19 protein-coding genes and 1 pseudogene are annotated in these 19,561 nt (G+C 65.0%); 6 read left to right on the top strand and 14 right to left on the bottom strand.

What is annotated here, in order from left to right; genetic code table 11:
• The 4 genes from A5782_RS20455 to A5782_RS20470 form a co-directional block, all read right to left on the bottom strand.
• The coding region (locus tag A5782_RS20455) for a class I SAM-dependent methyltransferase (RefSeq protein WP_197694293.1) at positions 1-351 on the bottom strand (351 nt) is incomplete at its 3' end.
• Between the two features lie 94 nt (positions 352-445).
• Entirely contained in the window at positions 446-1,309 is an 864-nt protein-coding gene (locus tag A5782_RS20460) for a 3-hydroxybutyryl-CoA dehydrogenase (protein WP_067103920.1), read from the bottom strand.
• A gap of 252 nt (positions 1,310-1,561) precedes the next feature.
• Positions 1,562-2,848 carry an isocitrate lyase gene (gene aceA / locus A5782_RS20465; protein ID WP_067103921.1) on the bottom strand — a complete coding sequence of 429 codons (1,287 nt, stop codon included), beginning with the start codon at positions 2,846-2,848 and terminating at the stop codon, positions 1,562-1,564.
• Between the two features lie 269 nt (positions 2,849-3,117).
• A complete protein-coding gene (locus tag A5782_RS20470) occupies positions 3,118-3,912 on the bottom strand; it encodes an acyl-[acyl-carrier-protein] thioesterase (RefSeq protein ID WP_067103922.1) in 795 nt (264 codons plus the stop codon).
• A 155-nt stretch (positions 3,913-4,067) separates the two neighbouring features.
• Between A5782_RS20470 and ramB the strand changes: the two genes are divergently transcribed.
• Positions 4,068-5,492: an acetate metabolism transcriptional regulator RamB gene (gene ramB, locus A5782_RS20475; protein WP_067104028.1), complete on the top strand. Its 1,425-nt coding sequence runs from the start codon at positions 4,068-4,070 to the stop codon at positions 5,490-5,492.
• Positions 5,489-6,049 carry a carboxymuconolactone decarboxylase family protein gene (locus A5782_RS20480; protein WP_067103923.1) on the top strand — a complete coding sequence of 187 codons (561 nt, stop codon included), beginning with the start codon at positions 5,489-5,491 and terminating at the stop codon, positions 6,047-6,049. The genes ramB and A5782_RS20480 overlap by 4 nt, the downstream gene beginning before the upstream one ends.
• Here the strand turns inward: A5782_RS20480 and A5782_RS20485 are convergent, their stop codons facing one another.
• The 7 genes and pseudogenes from A5782_RS20485 to A5782_RS20510 all read right to left on the bottom strand — a co-directional run bounded on the left by A5782_RS20485 (position 6,050) and on the right by A5782_RS20510 (position 10,780).
• Entirely contained in the window at positions 6,050-6,331 is a 282-nt protein-coding gene (locus A5782_RS20485) for a hypothetical protein (protein WP_067103924.1), read from the bottom strand.
• Between the two features lie 7 nt (positions 6,332-6,338).
• Positions 6,339-7,736: a dihydrolipoyl dehydrogenase gene (lpdA, locus tag A5782_RS20490; RefSeq protein WP_067103925.1), complete on the bottom strand. Its 1,398-nt coding sequence runs from the start codon at positions 7,734-7,736 to the stop codon at positions 6,339-6,341.
• A 49-nt stretch (positions 7,737-7,785) separates the two neighbouring features.
• The gene (locus A5782_RS20495; protein ID WP_067103926.1) at positions 7,786-8,379 is read right to left on the bottom strand and encodes a hypothetical protein; all 594 of its coding nucleotides are present in this window, start codon (positions 8,377-8,379) and stop codon (positions 7,786-7,788) included.
• On the bottom strand, positions 8,372-8,650 hold the full coding sequence (locus A5782_RS20500; protein WP_197694294.1) for a putative holin: 279 nt from the start codon (positions 8,648-8,650) through the stop codon (positions 8,372-8,374). Before A5782_RS20500 ends, A5782_RS20495 begins: the two co-directional genes overlap by 8 nt.
• Before the next feature lie 19 nt (positions 8,651-8,669).
• Complete coding sequence (locus A5782_RS20505) at positions 8,670-9,137, bottom strand: DUF779 domain-containing protein (RefSeq protein ID WP_067104030.1); 468 nt, start codon at positions 9,135-9,137, stop codon at positions 8,670-8,672.
• A gap of 26 nt (positions 9,138-9,163) precedes the next feature.
• Positions 9,164-9,235: pseudogene (locus A5782_RS26930) on the bottom strand (hypothetical protein); the annotation flags it as partial.
• 21 nt (positions 9,236-9,256) lie between these two features.
• Positions 9,257-10,780, bottom strand: coding sequence for an aldehyde dehydrogenase family protein (locus A5782_RS20510; RefSeq protein WP_067103927.1), 1,524 nt, complete (start codon positions 10,778-10,780; stop codon positions 9,257-9,259).
• A 66-nt stretch (positions 10,781-10,846) separates the two neighbouring features.
• Between A5782_RS20510 and A5782_RS20515 the strand changes: the two genes are divergently transcribed.
• The 4 genes from A5782_RS20515 (at position 10,847) to A5782_RS20530 (ending at position 14,716) form a co-directional block, all read left to right on the top strand.
• Positions 10,847-12,889 carry a prolyl oligopeptidase family protein gene (locus tag A5782_RS20515; RefSeq protein ID WP_067103928.1) on the top strand — a complete coding sequence of 681 codons (2,043 nt, stop codon included), beginning with the start codon at positions 10,847-10,849 and terminating at the stop codon, positions 12,887-12,889.
• A 10-nt stretch (positions 12,890-12,899) separates the two neighbouring features.
• Positions 12,900-13,211, top strand: coding sequence for a hypothetical protein (locus A5782_RS20520; protein WP_067103929.1), 312 nt, complete (start codon positions 12,900-12,902; stop codon positions 13,209-13,211).
• A 7-nt stretch (positions 13,212-13,218) separates the two neighbouring features.
• On the top strand, positions 13,219-14,130 hold the full coding sequence (locus A5782_RS20525) for a crotonase/enoyl-CoA hydratase family protein (RefSeq protein WP_067103930.1): 912 nt from the start codon (positions 13,219-13,221) through the stop codon (positions 14,128-14,130).
• Between the two features lie 79 nt (positions 14,131-14,209).
• Positions 14,210-14,716: a DUF5078 domain-containing protein gene (locus tag A5782_RS20530; RefSeq protein WP_064884039.1), complete on the top strand. Its 507-nt coding sequence runs from the start codon at positions 14,210-14,212 to the stop codon at positions 14,714-14,716.
• A 311-nt stretch (positions 14,717-15,027) separates the two neighbouring features.
• Here the strand turns inward: A5782_RS20530 and A5782_RS20535 are convergent, their stop codons facing one another.
• From A5782_RS20535 to A5782_RS20545, 3 genes are all read right to left on the bottom strand, one after another.
• On the bottom strand, positions 15,028-17,958 hold the full coding sequence (locus A5782_RS20535; protein WP_067103931.1) for an RND family transporter: 2,931 nt from the start codon (positions 17,956-17,958) through the stop codon (positions 15,028-15,030).
• The gene (locus A5782_RS20540) at positions 17,955-18,503 is read right to left on the bottom strand and encodes an MmpS family transport accessory protein (protein WP_067103932.1); all 549 of its coding nucleotides are present in this window, start codon (positions 18,501-18,503) and stop codon (positions 17,955-17,957) included. Before A5782_RS20540 ends, A5782_RS20535 begins: the two co-directional genes overlap by 4 nt.
• Before the next feature lie 295 nt (positions 18,504-18,798).
• Positions 18,799-19,485, bottom strand: a complete 687-nt coding sequence (locus A5782_RS20545; protein WP_156624035.1) for a TetR family transcriptional regulator — start codon at positions 19,483-19,485, stop codon at positions 18,799-18,801.
• Between the last annotated feature and the right edge of the window lie 76 nt (positions 19,486-19,561).

Here is a 19,561-nt window from a genome sequence, read left to right on the forward strand (position 1 = left end):
CACCCGCCTGGTGCGGGGGGTGTCCATCTGGTCGAAGGTCTTCTGCACGTGCTCGGCCTGGTTTTCCGACAGCGTGAGGCCGACGACGTTCACGTCGTATTTCTCGATGGCTCGCCGAAGGGTGGCTCCCCAGCCGCAACCGATGTCCAGCAGCGTCATCCCGGGCTCGAGCTTCAGCTTTCCCAGCGCCAGATCGATTTTCGCGATCTGCGCCTCTTCGAGGGTCATGTCATCGCGCTCGAAGTAGGCGCACGTGTAGCCCATCGTGGGGTCGAGAAATAATGCGAAGAATTCGTCCGAGACGTCGTAGATGGACTGCGACTCCTCGTAATAGGGCTCCAGTTTCGTCATCCTCGATACATACCTTTCGTCCTATTCACCGCGAAATACTAACCGACGGGATAGTGGCCAGCCATCCGGACACCGGTGAGTCACGGAATGTTGCTCAGTAGGTATAGAAGCCTTGGCCCGTCTTCTTGCCCAGCCGACCTGCCTCCACCATGCGCAGCAACAGCGGCGGGGGGCCGTACTGAGGCTCCTTGAACTCCTCGAACATCTTGTCCGCGATCAGCTTCAAGGTGTCCAGACCGACCAGGTCGGCCAGCCGCAGCGGGCCCATCGGGTGCGACAACCCGGCCACCACGGCCTTGTCGACGTCTTCGACGGTGGCAAAACCGGCTTCCACCATGCGAATCGCGGACAGCAGATACGGCACCAGCAGCGCGTTCACCACGAAGCCGGACCGGTCCGAGCAGCGCACGACCTGCTTGCCCAGGACCGCGCTGGCGAATTCCTCGGTGCGCGCGGCGGCGGCGTCGTCGGTGACCAACGTGCTGACCAACTCGACCAACGGCAGCACCGGGACGGGGTTGAAGAAGTGCAGCCCCAGCACCCGTTGCGGGTTCTTGGTAGCCGCTGCGATCTTCATGATCGGAATGCTGGACGTGTTGGACGCCAGAACCGCATCGGGATCGGTGATGACCCGGTCGAGTTCGGCGAAGACCGCAGCCTTGATGGCGTCGTCTTCGATGATCGCCTCGATGACCAGTTGGCGGTCGGCGAGGTCCTTCAAATCTGTCGTGAAGGTGAGCTTGCTCAGCGCCCGGTCGCGTTCCCGCTCGGTGACCTTGCCGGCGCTGACGCCGCGCTCCAGCGACTTCACGATGCGGTTGCGTCCGGCCGTGATGAGGGCCTCGGTGGTCTCGAACACGGTCACATCGACACCGGCGCGGACCGAGACTTCGGCGATGCCGGACCCCATCTGGCCTGCCCCGACAACCCCTACGCGCTGAATCGTTGCGTCACTCACTGATTCCTCTCCGGTTCTCTCCGGTGACCCGTATCGTCTTGCACCGCAATAGGCCCCGCCCAGGTTTAGCTGGGCGGGGCCTACGCTACTTCATCTCATTCTCAGGGCGCGCGTTGCGCCGCGGGCCAGGCCCGCTCGGGCTCAGTGACTCAAGCCTTCGGTTTCACTTCATCCTCGCGGGCCAGGCCCGCTCGGGCTCAGTGACTCAAGCCTTCGGTTCACTTCATCCTCGCGGGCCAGGCCCGCTCGGGCTCAGTGAAACTGCCCCTCCTCGGTGGAGCCGGTCAGCGCGGTGGTCGATGAGGTCGGGTCCACTGTGGTGGCGATGCGGTCGAAGTAACCCGCACCCACCTCACGCTGGTGCTTGGTGGCGGTGTAGCCACGCTCCTCGGCGGCGAACTCGCGCTCCTGCAGCTCGACGTACGCGCTCATCTGGTTGCGGGCGTAGCCGTAGGCGAGATCGAACATCGAGTAGTTCAGGGCGTGGAAGCCGGCCAGCGTGATGAACTGGAACTTGAATCCCATTGCCCCAAGCTCCTTTTGGAACTTCGCGATGGTGGAGTCGTCAAGGTGCTTGCGCCAGTTGAACGACGGCGAGCAGTTGTAGGCCAGCATCTGGTCGGGGAACTCGGACTTGACGCCCTCGGCGAACTTGGCGGCGAGCTCGAGGTCCGGAGTGCCGGTCTCCATCCAGATCAGGTCGGAGAACGGCGCGTAGGCCTTGGCCCGCGCGATGCACGGCTCGAGACCGTTGCGGACCCGGTAGAAGCCTTCCTTGGTGCGCTCACCGGTGATGAACGGCTGGTCGCGCTCGTCCACGTCGGAGGTGATCAGCGTGGCCGCCTCGGCGTCGGTCCGGGCGATGACGACCGTCGGCACGTCGCACACGTCGGCAGCCAGCCGGGCCGAGGTCAGGGTCCGGATGTGCTGCTGAGTCGGGATCAGCACCTTGCCGCCCAAGTGACCACACTTCTTCTCCGAGGCCAGCTGGTCCTCCCAGTGCGATCCCGCGACACCGGCGGCGATCATGGCCTTCTGCAGCTCGTAGACGTTGAGGGCACCGCCGAAACCGGCCTCACCGTCGGCGACGATCGGCGCCAGCCAGTTCTCCACCGAGGTGTCACCCTCGACCGCGGCGATCTCGTCGGCGCGCAGCAGCGCGTTGTTGATGCGGCGCACCACCTGCGGCACCGAGTTGGCCGGGTAGAGGCTCTGGTCGGGGTAGGTGTGGCCGGACAGGTTGGCGTCACCGGCGACCTGCCAACCCGACAGGTAGATGGCCTTCAGGCCGGCGCGCACCTGCTGCACGGCCATGTTTCCGGTCAGGGCACCCAGCGCGTTGATGTACTCCAGGTCGTGCAGCTGCTCCCACAGCACCTCGGCGCCGCGGCGTGCCAGGGTGGCCTCCTCGACGACGGTGCCTTGCAGGGCGACGACGTCCTGGGCGGTGTAGGTCCGGGTGACACCCTTCCAACGCGGGTTGGTGTCCCAGTCCTTCTGGATCTGTTCGGCGCTCTTGGGGGTGCCAACGACAGACATTGGGCATGCTCCTTCACGATCTTCACTACTGAGGTGCTGGACGCCTCACCGGCGGTAGCTAGCGGCTCAACTTCACTGGTGTGCTAACTCGAAGATGGCACAGCTCGTAGGGGGCGGTCCACCCGTTTCAATTGCCAATTTAAGCAACAGGAAGGCGGGAATTTGCGAAGCTTGTTAAGTCGCTAATGAACTTAACCGTTTCAGAAGCTACCCGTCAGTAACGCTATCACCGCAGCTCACAGCACAAATTAACCGGGACGCTTGTCCTGTTACCGAGCAAAGATCGCGGCGACGGCTTTGGCTTCCTCACCGACGGCGTATGTGAGCGTTGTAACAGTGCGATCGGCCAGCTCGGGACCGAATTGTTCGGTGGATCCGGCGGGATGAATGTGCGAGATGATCTCCAGCTTGTCGCCCAGCGCCACCGGCGCCTCGTGCTCGATGGTGATGCGCAGCGGCGCCTGCATCAGCTCGGTGTGCGACGCCAGGTAGTCCTCGATCACGCTCCAGTACACGGAGTTGTTCATGTGGTCGAACAGGTCGATATCGGTGACCCGGATGGGGAATTCGTGGATTTCGACCGCATCGTCGCGGCTGGCCGGCTTCAGATACGACTTCCACCGCAACCGGTCGACCGAGGTCGTCTTGTGCAGGCCCGCCAGGAAGTCGTCGGCGATGCGTGAGGGCATCTGGGTTTCGCGGTTGATGTTGATCCAGAAAGCCTCGGACTCGATGAGCCCGCCCTTGCGGCCATCGATGCGAACCCGCATCTCACACCACCGGTTCGAGGTGCCCGAGCACCATCGGCGCAGGCGCAGCATGTCGTTGAACTCGATCGGGCGGACCATGTCGACCATGGTGCGCCGGACGATCCACAGCGGATGGGTCTCCTCGAAGCCCATCTCGCGCAGCTGATCCTGGCCGATGTCCTGGATGTGGCGGGCGGCCGCGTCCAGCCGTAGCCGGCCCGTGCGGTCGATATCGCCGACCCGTAACGGCCACTGGCGATCGAAAACGTCAGGGTGACCGTCGGGCACCGGCATCAGCTGTTTATCCAGGCTCACGGCGTCGCTCTCCGTTTCCTCGTGGCTACCCCAGGCTAAGGCCTAAGGCCCCGGTCGAATCATGCCAACGCGGTGCGTCGAATACCAATCCCGAGGCGGGTACCCGCTGCCAAGTCTGCGAACCAGATCTTCACATGGCCGGTAACCTCGGTGAAGTGTCCAAAACGTTCGTCGGCTCACGCGTTCGCCAGCTGCGCAATGAACGCGGGTTTTCCCAGGCCGCGCTGGCCCAGATGCTGGAGATCTCGCCCAGCTACCTCAACCAGATTGAGCACGACGTTCGCCCGCTGACGGTGGCCGTGCTGCTGCGCATCACCGAGATGTTCGGGGTGGATGCGACGTTCTTCTCCTCCCAGGACGACACCCGGCTGGTCGCCGAGTTGCGCGAAGTCACCATGGACCGGGACCTGGACATCGACGTCGACCCGACCGAGGTCGCCGAGATGGTCAGTGCCCATCCCGAGTTGGCCCGCGCGGTGGTCAACCTGCACCGGCGCTACCGGATCACCACGGCGCAGCTTGCGGCCGCCACCGAGGAGCGGTTCACCGACGGCAGCGGCACCGGGTCGATCACCATGCCGCACGAGGAGGTGCGCGACTACTTCTATCAACGGCAGAACTACCTGCACGAGCTGGACACCGCCGCCGAGGACCTGACCATCAAAATGCGGTTGCACCACGGCGATTTGGCGCGCGAGCTGACCCGCCGGCTCACCGAGGTGCACGGGGTGCACATCAACCGGCGGATCGATCTCGGCGACACCGTGCTGCATCGATTCGACCCTCAGACCAAGACGCTGGAATTCAGCAATCACCTGTCGTTGGGGCAGCAGGTTTTCAAGATGGCCGCCGAGCTGGCCTACCTCGAGTTCGGCGATCTGATCGACTCTTTGGTCGAGGAGGGCAAATTCACCAGCAACGAGTCACACACGCTGGCCCGGCTCGGGTTGGCCAACTATTTCGCCGCGGCCACCGTGCTCCCCTACCGCCAATTCCACGACGTCGCGGAGAATTTCCGCTACGACGTCGAGCGGCTGTCGTCGTTCTACTCGATCAGTTATGAGACGGTCGCGCACCGGCTTTCGACGTTGCAGCGGCCGTCGATGCGCGGCGTCCCGTTCTCGTTCGTCCGGGTCGACCGGGCCGGGAATATGTCAAAACGTCAGTCCGCCACCGGTTTTCATTTCTCCTCCAGCGGAGGCACCTGTCCGTTGTGGAATGTCTACGAGACGTTCGCCAATCCGGGGAAGATCCTGGTGCAGATCGCCCAGATGCCCGATGGCCGCAACTACATGTGGGTGGCTCGCACCGTGGAACGTCGCGCGGCCCGGTATGGTCAGCCGGGTAAGACCTTCGCGATCGGCTTGGGCTGCGAGCTTCGCCATGCTCACCGGCTGGTCTACTCGGAAGGACTCGACGTCTCGGGGGAACCAGGAACAGTGGCCACACCGATCGGCGCGGGCTGCCGGGTCTGCGAACGCGACAATTGCCCGCAGCGCGCCTTCCCGGCGCTCGGCCGTGCACTCGATCTCGACGAGCACCGCAGCACGGTGTCGCCCTACCTGGTGACCCAGCCATGAGCCGCCCGCCGGACGGTCGCATTGCGCCGGGGCGGTTCCGCGAACTGGGACCGATCAATTGGGTGATCGCCAAGCTGGGTGCGCGCACCGTGCGCGCCCCGGAGATGCACCTGTTCACCACCCTGGGTCAGCGCCAATTGCTGTTCTGGACGTGGCTGGCCTACGGGGGCAGGCTGCTGCGCGGCAAGCTTCCGACCATCGACACCGAATTGGTGATCCTGCGGGTCGCGCATCTGCGCGCGTGCGAATACGAGTTGCAGCACCATCGCCGGATGGCGCGGGCGGCCGGGCTGGATAAGGATCTGCAGGCCGCGATCTTCGCGTGGCCCGAGAAGCTGGACCCGGTCGATGCACGCCTGACCGTGCGTCAACAGGCGCTGCTGGCGGCGACGGATGAGTTCGTCAAGGACCGGACGGTCACGGCCGACACCTGGCAGCAGCTGGCGACTCACCTGGATCGGCGCCAGCTGATCGAGTTCTGTTTGCTCGCAAGTCAATACGACGGGCTGGCCGCGACGATGTCAGCGCTCGAGATTCCGCTGGACCATCCGCACTAGTTACAGGTAGACGTCGGCGAGGATGGCCAGCGTCAGTATCACGGGAAGTACCGGCAGCGCGAAGGCGAACGCCGCCCAAGGCTGCTTGCCGCGCCGGCGCTGCCTGAAGCCCCACACGGCGGCGCAGATCCCCAGCACCACCGATGCCAGCAGCACCAGCGGGCCCCACTGGCCGGCCGTCGCATTGTCGCCATTCGAAATGGCCAGCAGCCACAGGACATAACCCGTCGCCAGGCCACCGACGGCGCCCGCGAGGGCCTGGGGGGTGACGGTGCGGATCATCGGCGGCTCAGAAATTGATCATGTGCCCGGTCAGGCCGTGGAAGCATTCCTGCAGCGCCTCGGACATGGTCGGGTGGGTGTGCACGTTGCGGGCCAGCTCGGTGGCGGTCAGGTCCCACTTCTGGGCCAGCGTCAGCTCCGGAAGCAGTTCGGAGGCGTCGTGGCCGACGAGGTGTCCGCCCAGCAGCTCACCGTATTTGGCGTCGGCGATCAGCTTGACGAACCCGCTGGGGTCGCCCACGCCGTGAGCCTTGCCGTTAGCGGTGAACGGGAACTTCGCCACCACAACGTCGTGGCCTTCGTCACGGGCCTGCTCCTCGGTGAGCCCGAAGCTGGCGACATTGGGCTGGCAGAAGGTCGCGCGCGGCATCATCCGGTAGTCGCCGAGCGCCAAAGTCTCTGCCCCGGCGATCGTTTCGGCCGCCACCACGCCCTGGGCCTCGGCGACGTGGGCCAGCTGCAACTTCCCGGTGACGTCGCCGATGGCGTAGATGTGCTCGATGTTGGTGCGCATGTAGTCGGTGATGCCGATGGCCTTGCGCTCGGTCAGCGCGACCCCGGCCGCCTCCAGGCCGAAGCCCTCGACGTTGGGCGCAAAACCGATGGCCTGCAACACCTTCGCGGCCTTGAGTTCTTGTGAGTTACCGTCCTTGCTGACTACGACGGTCACCTCGGAGCCGTTGTCGGAGATGGACTCGACCTTCGTTCCGGTGAGGACCTTGACGCCCAGCTTCTTGAACTGTCTCTCGATCTCCTTGGAAACCTCGGCATCCTCGTTGGGCAGCGCGCGCGGCAAGAACTCGACGATGGTCACGTCGACGCCGTAGTTCTTCAGCACGTAGCCGAACTCCATACCGATGGCACCGGCGCCGGCGATGATGATCGACTCCGGCAACTCCCTGGACAGTATCTGCTCTTCGTAGGTGACCACGTTGGCCGACAGCGACGTGCCCGGAACCAGGCGGGTGCTGCTGCCGGTCGCGATGATGGCGTTGTCGAACGTGACGGTCTCGGTGCCACCCTCGTTGAGCTCAACCGACATCGTGTTGGCGTCGGTAAACCGGCCATAGCCATGGATTTCGGTGATCTTGTTCTTCTTCATCAGAAAGTGCACGCCGGCGACGCGGCCCTCGGCGACTTTGCGGCTGCGGTCAAACGCGATCCCGTAATCGAACGTCGCCTCGCCGCCGATGCCGAACGTCTTGGCCTCTTTGGTGAAGATGTGGGCGAGTTCGGCGTTGCGCAGCAGTGCCTTGGACGGGATACAGCCGACGTTGAGGCAGACTCCGCCCCAGTACTTCGGTTCGACGACCGCGGTGGCCAGGCCCAGCTGCGCGGCGCGAATGGCTGCGACATATCCGCCGGGACCGGCCCCGAGGACGACGACGTCATAGTGAGAAGTCACGAGCCCACCCTAGTGGGCCATGACCCCTGGTGGCCGCCCGGGCGAGGCGTCAATAGGGAATGACACCGACGACACAATGCCCCACTCGTTCGCAGTGGTAATAGCCGTACAGGGGTGCCGAGGCGACCAGCGCCGCGAACGGCCCGGACATCATCGCGACCGACACCGCCGAAACCAGCGGCCTGCCCTCGGTCATCGCGAGCATCACCCCGCCGACGATGCACACCACCACGTAGACCAGGACCACGAACAGCGCCGGAGTCTTGTCAACCGAGTGGTACCACCAATAGAACAGTCCCAGCCCGATCACGGCCGCCGCGGCCCACCCGCCGAACAACACCAGGACAAGCTTCCACCACTTGAGGTAGAGGTACCGGCCGGGCACGGTGACCGATTGCACCGGGCCGACGGGCTCGGCCGACTCCTGCTCGTCGGTATCCGGTGCGAGTGTCGCCGCCCCCGCCGACGCGGTCTCGGCCGAGGGCCCGGGCTCGTGCTCGGCCGCCGGGTGCTCGCCGGTGTCGTCATCGAAATCGGGCACCCATGACCGGGTGCCGGTGTTCTCGGAGTCGTCGTCAGCATCCGAGAAGTCCGGCACGAACGCCTCGGTGCCGGGGCTCGAGAGGTCCTTGTCGTCAGCCACCGGCGGCCACCCGCAACGCCACGAGCACGCCGAACCAGCCGGGCGCCACCGACAGCAGGAACGCCCCCAGCATCGTGACCCACCGGCGTCCGGAAAACAGGATCATCGTCAGCCCGGCAACGCTGAGAATGCCGACCACCGACGCGATGGCGAGGCCGGGACGGACGCTCGCGTGGATCGCCACGCGGCACGCAACTCCCGCCAAAAGTCCGACCGCACTGCCGATCAGCATGGCGCTGGCCAACAGCCAGGGGCGCGGAAGGGGGATCACTTTCTCGACTGTACTGCGGCTACCGGCGCGGAGGGCATGTTGCCGACGCCGGGTCAGCCACCACCGGACCCCGCGCCGCGGGGCGTTCGCCGCGATCGTAGTCGGCACCGGTGATCACCGCCGCGGCCGCCCGCGAGGCCTGTTCTTCGTCGGTGAAGACGCGGCCTCGGGACAGGAACCGGACCCCGTCGGGCGCTTCCAGGCTGAAGCCGCCGCCGCGGCCCGGCACCACGTCGATGACCAGTTGGGTGTGCTTGTCGAGATAGTGGGCGGTGTACTGCGGACCCGAAATCCACACCGGGACACCGTCTTTCCCGACATCGAGGACGCCTAGCAAGACGTCGCGGTCACCGACGACGAAGTCGCCGAGCGGATAACACATCGGCGACGACCCGTCGCAGCAGCCGCCGGACTGGTGGAACATCACCGGACCGTGGGCTGCCTGCAGCCGCGTCAGCACCTCGGCGGCCGGGGCGGTGATGACCACCCCGGCGGCATCACGGCGCCCCTCCTCCTCATCGCTGCGCTCTGCATCGTCGCCGGCGGCATCATGGCGCCCCTCCTCCTCATCGCTGCGCTCTGCATCGTCGCCGGCGCGCGGGACCATCAGAAGAACCCTTGCGCCTTCTCGGAGTAGGACACCATCAGGTTCTTGGTCTGCTGATAGTGATCGAGCATCATCTTGTGGTTCTCCCGGCCGATGCCGGACTGCTTGTAGCCGCCGAACGCCGCGTGCGCGGGATAGACGTGGTAGCAATTCACCCACACCCGGCCGGCCTGGATGTCGCGCCCGGCCCGATACGCGGTGTTGCCGTCGCGGCTCCACACCCCGGCACCCAGGCCGTAGAGGGTGTCGTTGGCGATCGAGATGGCGTCGTCGTAATCGGCGAACGACGTCACCGTCACCACCGGACCGAAGATCTCCTCCTGGAAGACCCGCATCTTGTTGTTGCCGCCGAAGATGGTGGGCTGCATGTAGAAGCCGCCGGACAGGTCGCCGCCGAGCTCGGCCCGTTCGCCGCCGGTGATCACCTTGGCGCCCTCGTCCTTGCCGATCTCGATGTAGGACAACACTTTTTCCAGCTGGTCGTTGGACGCCTGCGAGCCCAGCATGGTCTCGCTGTCCAGCGGATCACCCTGGCGGACCGCCTTGGTGCGGATCGCGGCCAGCTCGAGGAACTCGTCGTAGATGTCGGCCTGGACCAAACTGCGCGACGGGCAGGTGCACACCTCGCCCTGGTTGAGGGCGAACATGGTGAAGCCCTCCAGCGCCTTGTCCTGGTAGTCGTCGGCCTTGGCCATCACGTCGGAGAAGAAGATGTTGGGGCTCTTGCCCCCGAGCTCCAGCGTCACCGGGATCAGGTTCTGCGAGGCGTACTGCATGATCAGTCGCCCGGTGGTGGTCTCGCCGGTGAACGCGATCTTGGCGATCCGGTTGCTCGATGCCAGCGGCTTACCGGCCTCGGCGCCGAATCCGTTGACGACGTTGATCACTCCCGGCGGCAGCAGGTCGCCGATCAGCGACATCAGGTAGAGCACCGAAACCGGTGTCTGCTCTGCGGGTTTGAGCACCACCGCGTTGCCGGCCGCCAGTGCGGGCGCCAGTTTCCAGGCGCCCATCAGGATGGGAAAGTTCCACGGGATGATCTGCCCGACCACGCCGAGCGGTTCATGGAAGTGGTAGGCCACGGTGTCCTCGTCGATCTGGGACAGCGAGCCCTCCTGTGCGCGCAGCGCCCCCGCGAAGTACCGGAAGTGGTCGGCGGCCAACGGAATGTCGGCGGCCAGCGCCTCGCGGATCGGCTTGCCGTTGTCCCACACCTCGGCCACCGCCAGCGCGGCGGTGTGCTCCTCGATGCGGTCCGCGATCTTGTTCAGGATCGCCGCCCGCTCGGCCGGTGCCGTCTTTCCCCAACCCGGAGCGGCGGCATGCGCCGCGTCGAGCGCCTTTTCGACATCGGCCTCGTCGGAGCGGGCCACCTCGCAGAACGTCTGACCGGTGACCGGGGTCGGGTTCTCGAAGTAGCGCCCCTTCGCCGGCGCAACCCACTGCCCGCCGATGAAGTTCTCATAGCGGGACTCATACGACATCAATGCCCCGGCAGAACCTGGACGTGCGAAAACAGTCATCTGCTCTCACTCCTCGTTCGGCTATGTAATTCACCTCACACTACCGCCAGAGCCACAATGGCTTCCATGACGTCGCAAGCAAGCGCTGACCCGCACGACAACCCGGATCCGTACCTGTGGCTCGAGGACGTCACCGGTGACGAGGCGCTGGATTGGGTGCGGGCGCGTAACGAGCCGACGCTGGCACGCTTTCGCGACGAGAGTTTTGAGCGGATGCGCGCCGAGGCGCTCGAGGTGCTCGATACCGACGCCCGCATCCCCTACGTGGTCCGCCGGGGCGAGTACCTCTACAACTTCTGGCGTGATGCGGCCAACCCCCGCGGGCTGTGGCGGCGCACCACGCTGGACAGCTACCGCACCGACTCCCCCGACTGGGATGTGCTGATCGACGTCGACGAGCTGGGTCGGACCGACGGCGAGAAATGGGTGTGGGCCGGCGCGGGTGTCATCTACCCCGAATACACCCGCGCGCTGGTCAGCTTGTCCCGTGGCGGCTCGGACGCCTCCGTCGTGCGTGAATTCGACATGCTGACAAGGGAATTCGTCGACGACGGGTTCGGGTTGCCGGAAGCCAAGTCGCAGATCAGCTGGGCCGATCCAGACACCGTGCTGGTCGGTACGGATTTCGGTGCCGATTCGCTCACCGATTCCGGCTATCCGCGGGTGGTCAAACGGTGGCGCCGGGGCACCCCGCTCGCCGACGCCGAGACGGTCTTCGAGGGGGCCCGTTCCGACGTCAACGTGGTGGCAAGCACCAGCCGGATCCCCGGCTTCGAGCGCACCCTGATCGGCCGGGCCCTGGACTTCTGGAACGAAGAGGTCTACGAGCTGCGGGGCTCGGAACTCATCCGCATCGACGCGCCCACTGACGCCAGCGTGAGCCTGCACCGCGAGTGGCTGCTTATCGAGTTGCGCAGCGACTGGTCATTGGGCAACGCCACCTATACCGCGGGGTCGCTGCTGGCCGCGAACTATGAGCAATTCCTCGCCGGCACAGCGCAATTGCAGGTCGTCTTCGAACCCGACGAGCACACCGCCCTCAACCACTACGCGTGGACCAAGGACCGGCTGCTGATCGTCTCACTGGCCGACGTGGCCAGCCGCGTGGAAATCGTCGCACCCGGCAGCTGGCAGCGCGAGCCGGTGGCCGGCATTCCGGCCGCGACCAACACCGTCGTCGTTTCCGCCGACGACACCGGCGACGAATTCTTCCTGGATTCCAGCGGATTCGACTCGCCATCACGGCTGCTGCGGGGAACCGGCGACGGTCAACTCGAGCAGGTCAAGTCCGCCCCGGGCTTCTTCGACGACGAAAACATCTCGGTGACACAGAATTTCGCCACCTCGCAGGACGGCACATCGATCCCCTATTTCGTGGTGCGGCCCGGCGGCCCGCAGGCTTCCGACGGGCCGGGGCCCACCCTGCTCTACGGCTACGGCGGCTTCGAGTCGTCGAACACACCGGGCTACAGCGGCGTGCTGGGCCGGCTGTGGCTGGCCCGCGGCGGCACGTACGTCCTGGCCAACATACGCGGCGGGGGCGAATACGGACCCGGCTGGCACACCCAGGCGATGCGTGCGGGCCGGCACAAGGTGGCCGAGGACTTCGCCGCTGTGGCAACCGATTTGGTGGATCGCGGCATCACCACGGTCGAACAACTCGGGGCCCAGGGCGGCAGTAACGGAGGCCTGCTGATGGGCATCATGCTGACCAAGTATCCGGAGAGGTTCGGCGCGCTGGTGTGCAGCGTGCCCCTGCTGGATATGAAGCGCTACCACCTGCTGCTGGCCGGCGCCTCGTGGGTCGCCGAATACGGCGACCCCGACAATCCCGACGACTGGGAATTCATCTCCGAATACTCGCCATATCAGAACATTTCGGCGACGCGCCACTACCCGCCGGTGCTGATGACCACCTCCACCCGCGATGATCGGGTGCACCCGGGCCACGCCCGCAAGATGACCGCGGCGTTGGAGGCCGCAGGTCATCAGGTCTTCTACTACGAGAACATCGAGGGCGGCCACGCCGGCGCGGCCGACAACGAGCAGGTCGCCTTCAAGTCGGCGCTGACCTACTCGTTCCTATGGCAGATGCTCGCGCGGCCATAGGATCGTCGGCGTGTCAGCCATCCAACGCATCGAACTCACCCTGCTGGCGACCGGATTGATCTTCATCCTGGTTTCCGCGGCACAGGCGCGCTACCGCTTCATCAAGCACCGTCGCGCCGGGCGGCGGTTCTACTGGGCGACCGCGATCATCGGCATCGTCTGCTTTGCGTTCGGGACCGGCCAGCTCTGGCCGAACGGCGTCCTGGCGGCCGCGGTCTTTTCCGCCATCGTCACCTTCTCGGCCTACCTCACCACGCCGTACCTGAAGATCGGTGGGCGAATCTACGCATCCTCGCCGGAAAACCGTCAGCCCGACCCGTAAGGAAGCTATGCCGACCAGTGACTTCCAGACGCTGCTGTACCGGACGGCCGGCCCGGTTGCCACCATCACGCTGAACCGCCCGGAGCAGCTGAACACCATCGTGCCGCCGATGCCCGACGAGATCGAGGCCGCCATCGGCCTGGCGGAGCGCGACCCGGCGATCAAGGTCATCGTGCTGCGCGGGGCGGGCCGGGCCTTCTCCGCCGGCTACGACTTCGGCGGCGGGTTCGCCCATTGGGGCGAGTCGATGATGACCGACGGACGGTGGGACCCAGGCAAGGACTTCGCGATGGTCAGCGCACGCGCGACCGGGCCGACGCACAAGTTCATGGCCATCTGGCGGGCGTCCAAGCCGGTGATCGCCCAGGTGCACGGCTGGTGTGTGGGCGGTGCCAGCGACTACGCGCTGTGCGCAGACCTCGTCATCGCCAGCGAAGACGCCGTGATCGGTACGCCTTACAGCAGGATGTGGGGGGCGTATCTGACCGGGATGTGGCTCTACCGGCTGAGCCTGGCCAAGGCGAAGTGGCACTCGCTGACCGGCCGGCCGCTGACCGGGGTGCAGGCCGCCGAGATCGAGTTGATCAACGAGGCGGTGCCGTTCGAGCGTCTGGAGGCGCGGGTCGCCGAGATCGCGGCCGAGCTGGCGCAGATCCCGTTGTCGCAGCTGCAGGCGCAGAAACTGATCGTCAACCAGGCCTACGAAAACATGGGACTGGCGTCCACCCAGACGCTGGGCGGCATTCTCGACGGCCTGATGCGCAATACTCCCGACGCGCTGGCCTTCATCAAGATCGCCGAGGCCCAGGGCGTGCGGGCCGCGATCGAGCGCCGCGACGGCCCGTTCGGGGACTATAGCCAGGCCCCGCCGGAGCTGCGGCCCGATCCCACGCACGTCATCGTCCCTGATCGCGACTGATACTGAGATGCACTAGCGAAATCCTGGCAGTGGCCTGGGAACTGTCCCCGGTGGGCCAAAAGGTGTTACCGTATTTGCTATGTCTCGGCTGAGTACTGGCCTGCGTGCAGGCGCCGCGTTCCTTGCTCTGGGTATTACCGCTGCGATTTTTCCGTCGACCGCGGTAGCCGACTCCACGGAGGACTTTCCGATCCCCCGCCGGATGATCAACACCACGTGTGACGCCGAGCAGATCCTGGCGGCCTCCCGGGACACCAGCCCGGTGTACTACCAGCGCTACATGATCGACTTCGACAACCACCCCAACGTCCAGCAGGCCACCATCGACAAGGCGCACTGGTTCTTCGGGTTGTCACCGCAGGACCGCCGGAACTACTCCGAGAACTTCTACGCGCCGGTCTCCGACCCGCTGTGGGTGGCCTGGCCCAACCACATGAAGATCTTCTTCAACAACAAGGGCGTGGTGGCCAAGGCCACCGACATCTGCAACCAGTACCCGCCCGGCGACATGTCGGTCTGGGACTGGGCCGAGCCAACTGGTCCACCTGGGTGGCCAGGACCTACCAAGGGTAGGGTCGACCAGTAACGCGGTGATGGCGCCCGGAACCGATTCTTTTCCGGCGCGTCGTCCCCCCGGGGGCTGTATCAGCGCACGAACCTACGGCCCAGGTGTGTAGGGCCGGAGCAGCTGTTGATTGTCATCGTCATCGCGGTGGCGGGGTTCTGCGTCTCGCGACTGCCAAGCTTTCGGCAACCTCGTAAGGCCGGCGTTGCACCGCCATAAAAGGCGAATGCCGCATCGACACTTGTCACCGCGAAGGGTTCCAACCACGCCCTCAAGCCGATTCGCAGTTCTTCACGCCAGCGCGAATCTCGACACTCACGCGCCACGCACGATCAGCGCGGTTGTACCAATCCGCCCGCCGGGTGCTCCTCGACGTCGTTGAGGATCAGCTCGCGCACGGCGCGACGCGGTCCGTACGGTCGCAGCATGGTGCTGGCCGGCCGCGGACGCACGTGCTGCGGCCACCAGAACCAGCGCCCGAGCAAGGTGGCCAGCGACGGTGTCATGAACGACCGCACGATCAAGGTGTCGAACAACAAACCGAGCGCGATCGTCGTACCTACCTGGGCCATCACCAGCAGCGGACTGAACATGAACGTGGCCATGGTGGCGGCGAACACCAGACCGGCGGAGGTAACCACCGAGCCCGAACCGGCCATCGCGCGGATCGTCCCTGTCTTTAGCCCGGCGTGGATTTCCTCCTTGAACCGCGATATCAGCAGCAGGTTGTAGTCCGAGCCGACCGCCAGCAGCAGGATGATCGCCATCGCCAGCACCATCCAGTGCAACTTCATGCCGAGGATGTACTGCCATAGCAGCACGGAGAGTCCGAATGAGGCGCCCAGCGACAGCAACACCGTACCGACGATCACGAAGGCCGCCACGACGCTTCGGGTGATCACCAGCATGATGACGAAAATCAAAGTGGCTGCGGCGATTCCGGCGATCATCAGGTCGATGTTGGAGCCGTCGTGCATGTCCTTGTACGTCGCGGCGGTGCCGCCGAGGTAGACCTTGGCGCCCTCCCAGGGGGTGCCCTTGATCGCCTCGTGCACGGCCTGCTTGATCGGCTCGATGTGGTTGATGCCTTCGGGAGTCGCCGGGTCGCCTTCATGGGAGATGATCAGCCGGACGGCGTGCCCGTTCGGCGATATGAACTGTTTGAGACCTCGCGTGAAATCCGGACTCTTGAACGCCTCCGGCGGAAGGTAGAACGTGTCGTCGTTCTTCGCTTTGTCGAAGGCATCGCCTTGGGCGGTGGCGTTGTCGGACTGCGCTTTCGCCTGATCGTTGAGACCCTGTGTGGTCGCGTAGTTCGACATGATGGTGTCGAGGTTGCGCTGCTGGCTCTCGATCTGCGGCGGTATCAGCGCCACCAGCTTCGGCTGAATCTTGTCCAGCTTGTCCAGATTCGCGCTCAGGTTCACGATGTTCTCGGCCACCTGGTCGATGCCGTCGAGCGCGTTGAAGACCGACCGGATTGCCCAGCAGGCCGGGATGTCGTAACAGTGCTTCTCCCAGTAGAAGTAGCTGCGGATCGGCCGGAGGAAGTCGTCGAAGTTGGCGATGTCGTCGCGCAACGCCTCGGTGATCTTCACCGTTTCTTTGGTGAGCTTGGTGGTTTCGTGTGTCGTGTTGCTCAGATCCTGGGTCACCTGCATCTGCTCATGCAGCGTTGCCATCGTCTTGCGCAGCTCGTCGGCTTGCTTGAGGAGATTGTTCGCCTGCTCCTCTTGGTAGTGCTGCGTCTGGATCCGCCCTGCGGCTTGTGCACTCATCTGAAAACCGAGGGTGCTGTGGTCGAGCGGCGTGCCCAACGGCCGGGTGATGGTCTGCACCCGGCCGATACCGGGGATGTGGAATACCGCCTTGGCGACCTTGTCCAGGACCAGGAAATCGGCCGAGTTACGCAGGTCGTGATCGGTCTCGATCATCAACAGCTCAGGATTGAGCCGAGCCTGGTCGAAGTGCCGGTCCGCGGCGGCATAACCGACATTGGCCGGGGTGTCCGCCGGCAGGAAGTGGCGGTTGTCGTAGTCCGTCTTGTAACCGGGCAGGGCGAGCAGACCAACCAATGCGATCGCGATGGTCACCGCGAGAACCGGTGCGGGCCAGCGGACGATCGCGGTGCCGATGCGACGCCAGCCCCGGGTCTGCAGCTTGCGCTTCGGATCCATGAGCTTGAAGAACGACGCCACCGTCAGCATCGCCGGACCCAGCGTCAAAGCCCCGAACACCGCGACCAGCATGCCGACCGCACAAGGCACCCCCAGCGACTCGAAGTACGGCAGCCGGCAGAAGCTCAGGCAGTACATCGCGCCGGCGATGGTCAGGCCCGATCCCAGCACGACATGCGCGGTGCTGTGGAACATGGTGTAGAACGCTTCTTCGCGGGTCTCGCCCAGACCACGGGCCTCCTGATAGCGGCCGACCACGAAGATCGCGTAATCCGTCCCGGCGGCGATCGCCATAAGCACCAGCATGTTGTTGGCGAAGGTCGACAGCCCCATGATCCCGTAGTTGCCCAGCGTCGCGACGACACCGCGGGCCGCGGCCAGCTCGACGAACACGATCGCCAGCATGATCAAAACCGTGCTCACCGATCGGTAAACGAAGAGCAGCATCACCACAATCACCAGGAGGGTGATAAGAGTGACGACCGCGACGCCCTTCTCCCCCGAGTGGGACTGGTCGGCGAACAGCGGACCCGCGCCGGTGACGTATGCCTTGATTCCCGGCGGCGCGGGCACCGAGTCGACGATCTTGCGGAGGGCCGCGGAAGACTCGTTCGCCAGCCCGCCGCCCATGTTGCCGGCGAGGTAAACCTGGACGTACGCGGCCTTTTGGTCGTGGCTCTGGGAACCCGCCGCCGTCAGCGGATCACTCCAGAAATCCTGGACGTGCTGAACGTGTTTCTTGTCTTGCTCGATGCGCCTGACGATCTCGTCGTAGTAGCGGTGCGCTTCGGCCCCGAGTGGCTTGTCGCCCTCCAGCAAGATCATGGCCGAGTTGTCGGAATTGAACTCTTTGAACGTCGATCCGACCCGCATCATCGACTGAAAGGACGCCGCGTCAGTCGGACTCATCGACACCGAGTGGGTCTTGGCGACGACCTCCAGCTGCGGGGCCACGGTGTTGGTGATGAAGACGATGGCCAACCATGCGAGCACGATCGGCAGCGCCAACCTGTGGATCATCCGCGGCAGGAACGGCGGGATCAGCGGCTGATCGACACGCGGCGGAGCCTTGCCCGGCTCGCTCATGCGGACTTGTCCAGGCAATAGACGAAGGCGTTCACGGTTTCGTCGGAATCTGAGTGATTCGGAGCCTTGATGACGTCACCGTGGCCGTCGTGGTTGTTCACGACGAATTGGCAGGCGATCCAACTGCCGTCTCCTTGCGCCACCAGGTTTGCCGGGATTCCGGGCTTCGTTGAACTCAATACTTTGCTCCAGGGCAAGGGCACGTTCAGGGCCTGCTGCGGATGGCTGTTTTCGTCGAGGTAGTTGATGGTCGCCGTGCTGCCCGGTGAGCCCCAGACCTCGAGGGTGATCGTCTTGGCGTTGAACTGGTCGAGGACCTCGCCCGACGTGCCGCCACCGAACGAACCGCGGTGAACGCCAAAGACGCCGTGCAGCCGGTACACCACGAATCCTGACAGCGCGACGACAGCTGCGATCGTGAGGACCAGCCAGAAACGCCCCAGAAGCCCCTTTTTCTTGGCGCGCTGCGGGGCGGCCTTGTTGCCCTCGCTGCCGGCGGGGCCCTGCTTCTTCAACGGCTCGGTCCTTGGCTCAGTCGTCGTCATGGGCGCTTCAAGTCCTTCACCACGGGCGAAACATTAATTAGCCGATGTGCAACCTTAGCGACGACCCACGGTTCCTGGATCGCGTTGGCCACCGCAGTCCCCCTTTGGCTGCCTTGCTTCACCCGGGCGTCGCTGCGGCGCTTGGTATCCGGGGGCCGCGGCGTGGCCCCCGGCGCCATACCGCTTGCGGCGGGAGGTTGCGCGGTCGGCCCAGGCCCCGGGCGCTCGAAGTGTTCGGGAGCGTCTTCATCGGTTGCAGTTCGCCAAGCCACAGCGCCCGGCCTCCTCTCTGAGTTCATGACGATTCCGCGATGAGGCCGATACACGTTGCCGTGAGCAGGCGGGTAAGCGCGGTTGCGAAGTCCAGATTCCACTCTGGCGGAACCACTTCCGGCTCCTCGGCGTAGACGTCGGTCAGGTGCTCGGGCGGGTTCGCGACCTGCCACAGCGTGGCCGCCAGCGAATAGGCCGCCAGCAGGATGTCGAGTGAGCCCGCCCGTCCGAGTTCCGGCAGCGAGCTGCCGATCGCATCGGCCAGCGAGAGAGTGGCCGCGGTGCTGATCCGCCTGACCTCGATGACCCGCTCCGCGTCCACCTCGTGTTCGAGGTGCAGGTGCAGGTTCGCCAGCAGGTCGCAGAACAACGGGTCGTCGGCCAGGGCTTCGGCCAGTGTCTCGGCGATGCGCGACGGCGACTTCGCGCCGGGCTCGGCCAGCTTCTCCGACACCGTATTCGACCATCGCACCCAGCCCTCGGCGGACAAGTGCAGCAGAACTTCTTTGTGCGAGCTGAAGTAACGGCGTACCGCCGAATAGTGAATTCCGGCGCGGCTGGCGACCGCGGTCAGGGTGACCGACGCGACGCCTGTTTCCATTGCCAGCGAGCGTGCGGCCTCCACGAGGGCCTCCGCACGTTGGCGCTTCTTCTCCTCAGTGCGGGCGCGCTGGAACGTGAGTTGCGCCACCGGCTGAGCGTAACGCACGTTGTGTGATTTGCATAACGCACGTTACGTGATTTGTGCTGGGTCACGCGTCGGCGCCAAAAACAGGTAAAGGTGT

The organism is Mycobacterium sp. 852002-40037_SCH5390672 (genome assembly GCF_001665875.1).
In the GTDB taxonomy this organism is placed as follows: domain Bacteria; phylum Actinomycetota; class Actinomycetes; order Mycobacteriales; family Mycobacteriaceae; genus Mycobacterium.